Raw genomic sequence first — 8,252 nt, forward strand, 5'->3', positions numbered from 1 at the left:
ACTCTGTGTAAGACAGTACATGGTTTTTTAACTGTGGTATGCGACGGTGGTGGAAGCAGAAACTTAAATCGTGAGGTTTAGGAATCGCCGCACTTTTAGGGCGGCGAGGATGTCAAGATTGATATTGTTAGGGGTTGGGGGATAGGTGTTAGGCAATAGGCAATAGGCAAAAGTCCTAACTCCAGTAATCCCGTCCCCTTTTTTTATTTTTTAGCTTTATATATGGGTCGTGTTTGGCATTTTATTAAAAGTGTGATGGGAATTATCTTTCGTCATCCTGTAACTGGGGTGACAATGATTCCGCTGCTTGCTGATGGTACAATTGTTTTAATCCGACGCAGAGACACCGGCAAATGGGCCCTACCGGGAGGGATGGTCGATTGGGGGGAAGATATTTTTAATACTGCCCAAAGGGAATTAAAAGAGGAAACAGGATTAAATTTAGTCAGTTTAGGGCGTTTAGTCGGGGTTTATTCCTCTTTTGAGCGTGATCCGCGCATTCACTCCATTTCATTGTTAATTGAAGTGACAGCGGCGGGGAATTTTCAGATCAAAGATACATTAGAAGTTAGCGAGGTGAGAGCTTTTAGCGTCGAAACTTTACCTCTAGGCAATCTCAGTCACGACAATGATCGCCAACTAGAAGATTATCTCAGGGGTGCCACTGTAGTGGCTTGATGTCGAGGGAAAGATAATGGAATTAGAAAGTTTGGTTAAAGGCAAGTGAGATAACATTTAGGGGAAATCAACACAATGACATTTGATGTGGTAAAAGTAAATGCCAAAGGTCAGGAAGTCGAACGAGAAAAGGCTGAAGCCTCATATTTCACCCAAGATTTGGGCAACGACATCACCCTAGAAATGATTGCCATACTGGGGGGAACTTTCACGATGGGTTCACCAGCAAATGAGAAAGATAGTTTTGATGATGAACGTCCTCAACATCAAGTAACTGTCCCCCCCTTTTTCATGGGTAAATATCCCGTCACCCAGGCCCAGTGGAGAGCAGTTGCCTCTCGCACCGATTTAAAAGTAGAAAAAGACCTTGATCCTGATCCTTCCTACTTTAAAGATCCCCCCAAACCCCCCTTTTTAAGGGGGGCTTCCGATTCCCCCCCTTTTGAAGGGGGGGCTAGGGGGGGATCGCCCACGCGCTGGGATAGACCCGTGGAACAAGTCAACTGGTACGATGCGATCGAATTCTGTGCGAGATTATCGAAACTAACGGTTCGGGAATACCGACTACCGAGTGAAGCGGAATGGGAATACGCTTGTAGAGCGGGGACAACAACCGCCTTTCACTTTGGGGAAACCATTACGGGGGAATTGGCTAACTACAATGCCAGCAAAACCTACGCTGATGAACCCAAAGGAGAATATCGAGAAGAAACGACTCCTGTGGGACAATTTTCCCCCAATGCCTTCGGACTGTACGATATGCACGGCAATGTCTGGGAATGGTGCGCCGATACCTGGCACGATAACTATGACGGTGCGCCGAGGGATGGCAGTGTCTGGACAGAAAATGGGTATGATAATCATTCTTCTCTGCGGGGCGGTTCTTGGTACATCGATCCATTTAACTGCCGTTCCGCTTCCCGCTACGACGACTACCGCCGCGACTACAGCGGCGACTACGGTTTTCGGGTGGTGTGCGGTGCTGGGAGGACTTTGTAGCCCTTTTTCTCTTTTTTCCCTTTTTACCCTTATTCCCTATTTTTTCTCTTTTCCTTTCTTTCCCGCTCTTAGGCGGGTCGATTTTTTTGAGAAAATGGCGTTAATTTTAAATTTTATTAAGACAATGAAAGAATTATCGGTTATCAGTTGGGAAGGTGGTGTTATATTATGGGTAGTAAAGTTGCTCAAAAAGCTGGTCAGTTTGCTATTAGAATAGTAAACGCTGATAAATATCTCAGCCCAGAAAAGAAAGAAGTTATCCTGTTATAATAAAGTTAATTGATATTTGTTTAAGTTATGAACTTCAATCTTTATCTGGAAGATGAATTAAGTCAGCAACTACAGGCTTTATCTCGCTCTACAGGCAAATCCCAGAATGCTTTGATTCGAGAAGCAATACAGCTTTTAATTACCACAAAAGAACAGTCTCAATGGTCGTCAACTATCCTTAATTTTCAAGGTATAAGTGATGCTATTGTTTTTGAAGCTTATAGAGAGGAACTTTCCCCACCTAGAGAAGATGAGGTGATTTAGTGCTGGTTTTACTCGATACTTGTACGATTAGTGATTTTGTCAAAGGTGATAGCAATACTCTAGGGCAGATCAAAAATCACTGTCTGTTAATAGGTGCAACGGCGATTACTCATAATCTTAAATTGAATAGGACTTGCTGAAAAAGTAGGGGCGAAGCATTCGGACAGGAAATCTACGGTTTCAGCGATAGGTTATACCCGAATGCTTCGCCCCCAGAGGACACAATCGCCTTTTAGGAATAATTGGAGGGAAAATTCCGGGACTTTTTCCCTCAAAATCGGTAAAACCCCACACTCGGCCACCGGGAAAAACTTTTTCAGCAAACCCTAAATACTGGCTTTTTCTCTTCAACGGCTGATTCCGCGAAGTTGCTGCAGAAGTTGATCAAGAATGTCTTCCATCTCTTCCGGGCTTCTGCCCATCCTGACCGGTCCGCGCAGAAACTCTTTAACCGTTATCTTTTTATCGCGGAAGTCACGGACAAAATTATAGATTTTTTCGGTGGATTGAACTTGTAATTTCATCTCCTCTAGCATTTGCTCAATCGGGTCGATGCCATCCTTCTCACAAGCGCGACTGGCCCTCACCATCTCGCCTTCCGGGGTATTTCGCACCGATCGCAGTTCTCTCTTCAGGTTCTCGTACTGCTTTTTGAGTAGTTCGTTATTGGTTTCAACCCTCTCGCACTGTCGTTTGAGGTCGCTTTCCGATGAGCCTTCAACCTCGAAAGTGTCCCCCATTTGATGCTGTCGTTCGATTTCCAGCAGTCTGGCAATATCTCCCTCTTTATAGGCGCGGTTGACTTCCTTCATAATCTCGTTGTGACGCATCCGAGTTTCGGGGTCTGTAACCTTGTCGGGGTGAAAAATCTCGGCCATTCTCAGGAAAGTGCGGCGTATTTGTCTAGATTCAGGAGATTTAGGCGAGCTTTCAGGTGATATCTCTGTTCCATCATCGTGACGGTTATAGGAGTCTCCCCCAGAGAAGAAATCCTGCGCGGATTGCTCCGATGATCCTTCCGACTCTTCGTCTCCGAAAAGTTCGTCAAGTTCTTCATCTCCATCGTCAAATTTTGGGCTAATCACCCCCGTTAACTGAAGTGTCTCGTAAATTCCGAGAATCCTTTTTTTTGTCTGCTGCCCCATTTTTCTAGCAGTGAGGATTTCGTCAAAAAGGGCGTGTATTTCGCGGTCGAGGTCGGTAAGTTTTTGATAGAGGGGTTGCCCTCTCTGGAAAATCTCCGTCGCTAAGGAACGCATCTGGTCGAGGAATTTCTTCAGTTCGTTGCGTTTTCTGCCAATCTGCTTAAGGAGCCACTGATGCTCCTCCTCTAAAGCTTGGAGACGAAAATGTAGGGAAGACAGAGCCAAGGAAGGAGAGGTAGGCGAATCAGAGGAGTTCGGTGATTTCGGCTTTTTAGATCTGGTCATTACTTTGGGGTGAAAGCATATTGTCCATTCTACCAAGCCGGAAGGAACCGCATTCCTAAAACTCACCCTTGGCTCATTTTGTTGTTTCTCCCCACTTCCATCACCCCATCACCCCTGCGCCGGCGCTCCTGCGGAAACCTTTTTAAGTGGCTAGAAGCTAGATATATCAATGGTCTTAATTAATTCTTATCAATCGAATTAAATTTTTGTAAATAAAATTCTCGCTCGGATTAATTATTTTTTCCAAATTCCGCTAGACTTATTTAGTAAGTTCAATCGAGATTCAATATTCCATAGCTAAATTTCTATAGCACAGGCTAGAAGGGAAGTTTAGCGAGGGATTCCTTTACCCATAATTCAGCACACATATTTGCTTTAGCAAGCAGGTAGGAGATTCTATGTCAAATTTTTCGAGACGGAAATTTTTAACCACGGCGGCAGTTTCAGCAGCAGGGGCTGTTGTCCTCAAAGGTTGTGTGGGTAATCCCCCCGACACTACGGGTGGAACCACCACCACCGCGCCCGCTTCCCCGGTTGCTTCTCCCGTCGCCATCGCCCCGGAACAAGCTCCTGAAACCACCAAAATTAAATTAGGTTATATTCCTATCGTTGAGGCCGCACCCTTAATTATTGCCAAGGAAAAAGGCTTTTTCGCCAAACACGGGATGCCCGATGTGGAAGTCTCCAAACAAGCAAACTGGGGTTCCGCTAGAGATAACGTCGAAATTGGCGCAGATGCGGGCGGAATTGACGGGGGACAGTGGCAAATGCCCATGCCTTACCTAATTTCCGAGGGACTAATCACCAAAAATAACGTTAAAGTCCCCATGTATGTGTTAGCGCAGTTAAACACCCAGGGTAACGGAATTGCGATCGCAGGTAAACACGAAGGCAAAAATATCGGTTTAGACCTAAAACCCGCCAAAGATTACATCCTCGGCATGAAAACGACGGGAACTCCCTTCAAAGCTGCCTATACTTTCCCGAAAGCTAATCAGGACTTCTGGATTCGTTACTGGTTAGCCGCCGGTGGTATTAACCCCGATACGGATATTAACCTAATTGCCGTACCCGCAGCCCAAACCGTGGCCAACATGAAAACCGGAACCATGGATGCGTTTAGTACCGGCGATCCTTGGCCGGCGAGAATTGTGGCTGATCAGATCGGTTTTATGTCAGCTTTAACCGCAGAAATCTGGCCCTATCACCCAGAAGAATACCTCGCTATCCGCGCCGATTGGGTGGATAAAAACCCGAAAGCTACTAAGGCACTATTAAAAGGAGTTATGGAAGCGCAGCAATGGCTCGATCAGGAGGCAAATCGGGCAGAAGCGGCGGCAATTCTCGCTAAACCGGCTTATTTCAACCTCAAAGAAGAAATTATCGCAGGTCCCCTCAAAGGAATACAGAAAATGGGTGACGGCAAACCGGAAATCACCGACAAAAATAAAGGGGTTTTCTACTGGAAAGATCCCGCCGGTAGCGTTTCCTATCCCTACAAGAGTCATGATCTCTGGTTTTTAACCGAAAGTGTTCGTTGGGGTTTCTTGCCGAAAGAAACTTTAACCACTGCCTCAGCATTAATCGACAAAGTTAACCGCGAGGATCTTTGGAAAGCGGCAGCTACAGAATTAGGAGTTCCTGCGGCCGATATTCCCACCAGTACCTCCCGCGGTGTCGAAAAATTCTTCGACGGCAAAACTTTTGACCCCGCTAATCCCCAAGCTTATCTCGATAGTTTGGCAATTAAAAAATAGCGAGCTTTTCTCGATAGGCTAGGGGCATAAAATATCTAGTCTATTAATCCCAAAAGTGTTTTCTTCTCTCCCCAATCAAGTAACTTTATCTTCAACAAAGGAAAACGGCAAAATGGCAAGTAGCGTCAGCAGAACAGGTAAAGGTGGTTTCAACTTCGGTAAATTCTGGAAAAAGCATTCCCAAGACATTCTTCCCCCTATTATCGGTACCCTGGGTTTTCTGATTGTTTGGCAATTAGTCTCGATGCTGGGATTAATCAAATTACCCCCCCCATCCGACCTAATCACCAATGAACGGACTCGTACCTATTTAATGTATCCTTTCTTTGATCGTGGGGGCATTGATAAGGGACTATTCTGGCAAACTTTAGCGAGTCTGCAACGGGTATTAATCGGTTATTCTTTTGCCGCAGTGGTTGGTATTGGCGTTGGGATTATGGTCGGTTTAAATTCTTTCTTAAATAAGGCCCTCGATCCCCTTTTCCAATTCCTGAGAACAGTTCCTCCTCTTGCTTGGGTTCCCCTATCTTTGGCCGCTTTACAACAAAACCAACCTGCTGCTTTATTCGTGATCTTTATTACCGCAGTTTGGCCGATTTTGATTAATACCACCGTCGGTGTCCAACAAATTCCCCAAGACTATATCAACGTTAAACAAGTCTTGCAATTGTCCAGCAAAAAATTCTTCTTCAAGATATTAATTCCCTCGGCACTTCCCTACATCTTCACTGGTTTGAGAATTGCGATCGGTTTAGCTTGGTTAGCGATTATCGCGGCTGAAATCGTTATGTCGGGTATCGTCGGTATCGGTTTCTTTATCTGGGATGCCTACCAAAATAACTACATCAGCGATATTATTCTCGCGCTGTTTTATATCGGTGGTGTGGGTTTATTACTCGATCGCTTTATGGCTTGGTTGCAAAATCAAATCGTTCGTCAATAGGGAATAAATGGGGAAACTTTCCCCATTTCTAAATAACTGAAACTTGAGCAAATTTAAGGAGAAAAAACTATGAGTTTGTTTGTCGCTGTCGATAACATCGATAAAGTATTCCCCCTCAGTAGTGGCGGTGAATATGTGGCCTTGAAAGGGATTGACTTACAGATAAAAAAAGGGGAATTTATCTCCCTCATCGGTCACTCTGGTTGCGGAAAATCAACCCTCTTAAACATGATCGCTGGTTTAGATTTGCCCACGGAAGGAGTGGTGACTTTGCAAGGTCAAAGCATTAAAAAACCGGGACCTGATCGCATGGTAGTCTTCCAAAACTATTCCCTTTTGCCCTGGTTAACTGTCAAAGAAAATATTACTCTGGCCGTCGATCAAGTTCTCGCCCAACTATCAGAAGACGAAAGAAAAGCTGAAGTCGAAAAATATATCGATCTGGTCAATCTTCGTCATGCAGTGGATAAACGTCCCAACGAATTATCGGGGGGGATGAAACAACGGGTAGCGATCGCTCGCGCCCTAGCCATCCGTCCGAAAGTGCTGCTTTTAGACGAACCCTTTGGCGCGTTAGATGCCCTGACTAGAGGTAATCTACAGGAACAGTTAATGCAGCTGTGCGAAGAATACGAAATGACCTCGGTAATGGTGACGCACGATGTGGATGAAGCGGTGCTATTATCCGATCGCATCGTCATGCTCACCAACGGCCCCGGCTCAAAAATTGGCGGTATTTTGGAAGTGGATATCCCCCGTCCCCGCAAACGCATGGAAGTGGTGGAACACCCCAGTTACTACAGTCTCCGGAGCGAGATTATCTATTTCCTCAACCAACAAAAACGGATCAAAAAACTACGCGCTCGCAAAGTCGAAGTAATTGCCCGTCACGGTTTAGAAAAAGTCAATCTAGAAATCGGTTTTGTTCCCCTCACCGCTTGCGCGCCCCTAGCAGTGGCCAAAGAAAAGGGATTCTTCACTAAACATGGTCTAGATGAGGTGAATTTGGTCCGGGAAACCAGTTGGCGAGGCGTTGTGGACGGGATCGCGGGGGGATTCCTCGACGGGGCGCAAATGCCTTCAGGAATGCCCACCTGGTTAACCGTCGGTGGTTATCAGGAGCAACCTTTGCCGATTGTCAGCGCCCTGACTATGACTCGTAACGGTAACGGTGTCACCCTCGCTAAACGCTTCTATGACGAGGGAGTGATTGACGGTAACGCCTTAAGACAGATGCTATTGGAATCGAGGGATCAGCGCCATATTTTTGGCATTGTTCACCCCTCCTCGATGCACAATTTGCTCCTACGTTACTGGTTAGCGGCAGCGGGAATTGACCCCGATAAAGACGTTCACCTCGAAACTATTCCCCCGGCCCAAATGGTAGCCGACCTGAAAACCGGTAGTATTGACGGTTACTGTGTCGGTGAACCTTGGAATCTCAGGTCCGCCATGGAAGGTATCGGTTACACCGTCGCCACCGACTTAGAAATCTGGCAGGGCCACCCGGGTAAGGCCCTGGGAGTCCGGGAAGATTGGGCCAATAAATACCCTAATACCCACGTCGCTTTAGTTAAAGCACTGCTGGAAGGTTGTCGCTACTGTGCCGAGGAAGGGAATCAGGAAGAAATTCGTCAAATCCTCGCTAGTCGTCAGTACCTTAGTACCAATATAGATTATATCCAACTAGGTGATCCCAACTCCTACGCGTGCAGTCTCGATCAACCGATGAAAGAATATGCACACCATCTGTTCTTTGGGGATGGAGTCAATCGTCCCAGTCGTACCGAACACCTCTGGATGATGACCCAAATGGCGCGCTGGGGCCACATTCCTTTCCCCCGTAACTGGGTAGAAATTCTCGAACGCGTCTGTCGGGTGGGTGTCTTTAGTACCGCGGCCCGGGAATTG

Annotated in this window: 6 protein-coding genes and 1 pseudogene; 6 read left to right on the top strand and 1 reads right to left on the bottom strand. The window is 46.2% G+C overall.

Annotation, left to right across the window (positions count from 1 at the left end; all coding sequences use genetic code 11):
• Positions 1-222: 222 nt before the first annotated feature.
• The 3 genes and pseudogenes from PX482_RS18145 (at position 223) to PX482_RS18155 (ending at position 2,211) form a co-directional block, all read left to right on the top strand.
• A complete protein-coding gene (locus PX482_RS18145; RefSeq protein ID WP_002764310.1) occupies positions 223-678 on the top strand; it encodes an NUDIX hydrolase in 456 nt (151 codons plus the stop codon).
• Between the two features lie 66 nt (positions 679-744).
• Positions 745-1,677: pseudogene (locus PX482_RS18150) on the top strand (formylglycine-generating enzyme family protein); the annotation flags it as partial.
• A 297-nt stretch (positions 1,678-1,974) separates the two neighbouring features.
• The gene (locus PX482_RS18155) at positions 1,975-2,211 is read left to right on the top strand and encodes a ribbon-helix-helix protein, CopG family (protein WP_002759215.1); all 237 of its coding nucleotides are present in this window, start codon (positions 1,975-1,977) and stop codon (positions 2,209-2,211) included.
• Positions 2,212-2,558: 347 nt separating this feature from the next.
• Here PX482_RS18155 and PX482_RS18160 read toward each other — a convergent pair whose 3' ends face one another.
• A complete protein-coding gene (locus PX482_RS18160; RefSeq protein ID WP_288122799.1) occupies positions 2,559-3,641 on the bottom strand; it encodes a molecular chaperone DnaJ in 1,083 nt (360 codons plus the stop codon).
• Positions 3,642-4,039: 398 nt separating this feature from the next.
• Here PX482_RS18160 and PX482_RS18165 point away from each other — a divergent pair, with 398 nt between their 5' ends.
• The 3 genes from PX482_RS18165 to PX482_RS18175 all read left to right on the top strand — a co-directional run.
• The gene (locus PX482_RS18165) at positions 4,040-5,398 is read left to right on the top strand and encodes a CmpA/NrtA family ABC transporter substrate-binding protein (protein WP_288026625.1); all 1,359 of its coding nucleotides are present in this window, start codon (positions 4,040-4,042) and stop codon (positions 5,396-5,398) included.
• A 112-nt stretch (positions 5,399-5,510) separates the two neighbouring features.
• Positions 5,511-6,341 (top strand): nitrate ABC transporter permease, encoded by an 831-nt coding sequence (gene ntrB / locus PX482_RS18170; RefSeq protein ID WP_288026624.1) that lies wholly within the window; start codon positions 5,511-5,513, stop codon positions 6,339-6,341.
• A 69-nt stretch (positions 6,342-6,410) separates the two neighbouring features.
• Positions 6,411-8,252 (top strand): ABC transporter ATP-binding/substrate-binding protein (locus tag PX482_RS18175; protein ID WP_288097481.1); only part of this gene is annotated, 1,842 nt, incomplete at its 3' end.

The sequence above is a fragment of the Microcystis sp. M53602_WE12 genome (assembly GCF_030065455.1).
Classification (GTDB): domain Bacteria; phylum Cyanobacteriota; class Cyanobacteriia; order Cyanobacteriales; family Microcystaceae; genus Microcystis; species Microcystis aeruginosa.

Coding starts and splice junctions, on each gene's coding strand:
- PX482_RS18145 (WP_002764310.1), top strand. CDS start 223: ATGGGTCGTGTTTGGCATTTTATTAAAAGTGTGATGGGAATTATCTTT.
- PX482_RS18155 (WP_002759215.1), top strand. CDS start 1,975: ATGAACTTCAATCTTTATCTGGAAGATGAATTAAGTCAGCAACTACAG.
- PX482_RS18160 (WP_288122799.1), bottom strand. CDS start 3,641: ATGACCAGATCTAAAAAGCCGAAATCACCGAACTCCTCTGATTCGCCT.
- PX482_RS18165 (WP_288026625.1), top strand. CDS start 4,040: ATGTCAAATTTTTCGAGACGGAAATTTTTAACCACGGCGGCAGTTTCA.
- ntrB (WP_288026624.1), top strand. CDS start 5,511: ATGGCAAGTAGCGTCAGCAGAACAGGTAAAGGTGGTTTCAACTTCGGT.